Below are 647 nucleotides of genomic sequence, written 5' to 3' on the forward strand. Positions count from 1 at the left end.
ATGCCGAAAGGGAATCCGGTTAAAATTCCGGAACCACGAAGGTACGACTGCGGCGACGCAAGCTCAACGTCTGACGCTTCGGGGTAGGCTGAGCAAGGCTGTCGCCTTGTTTAACCGTATAAGCCTGGGGAGTGCCGCAATGGCGAGAACCAGGTGAAAGCGGGAATAGCCGCCCGTTTTAGGGCGGTTCAGCTGATCCCTGGAGCCAGTGAAAAGGACGTTGGGAAGGATCCTTCGTGACCGTACCTAGAACCGACACAGGTGTCCCTAGGCGAGGAACCCAAGGCGTGTCGGGTATACACTAATGCGAGGGAACTCGGCAATTTAGCCCCGTACCCTCGGTATAAGGGGTGCCTGCCGTTTCAGCCTATGGCTGGGATGGCAGGTCGCAGTGGCAAGGGGGTCCCGACTGTTTAATAAACGGACAAAGGCACCAGCCAAATCTTTAAGTCATTAAAATTGGTAAAGCAAAGGCTGGAAGATTTCAGCGTTCAGGATTCTCACATTTACACATTCGGGTCGGTTTATGGACTACAAATATATCGGAAAAATTCCGTAAAGAAATTCTTGGAAGTAATTCCTTCCTGGAGGCTAAAGGTGCGCTTGTCCGGTTAAAAAACACAGGAAGCCGCAAGCGCGAAAGCGTG

1 rRNA gene is annotated in these 647 nt (G+C 52.1%); it reads left to right on the plus strand.

From position 1 onward, the window contains the following. Positions 1-647: ribosomal RNA gene (locus tag ACP5PX_RS08345) — 23S ribosomal RNA — on the plus strand; the annotation flags it as partial.

Source organism: Hadarchaeum sp. (SeqCode), from assembly GCF_049969415.1.
In the GTDB taxonomy this organism is placed as follows: domain Archaea; phylum Hadarchaeota; class Hadarchaeia; order Hadarchaeales; family Hadarchaeaceae; genus Hadarchaeum.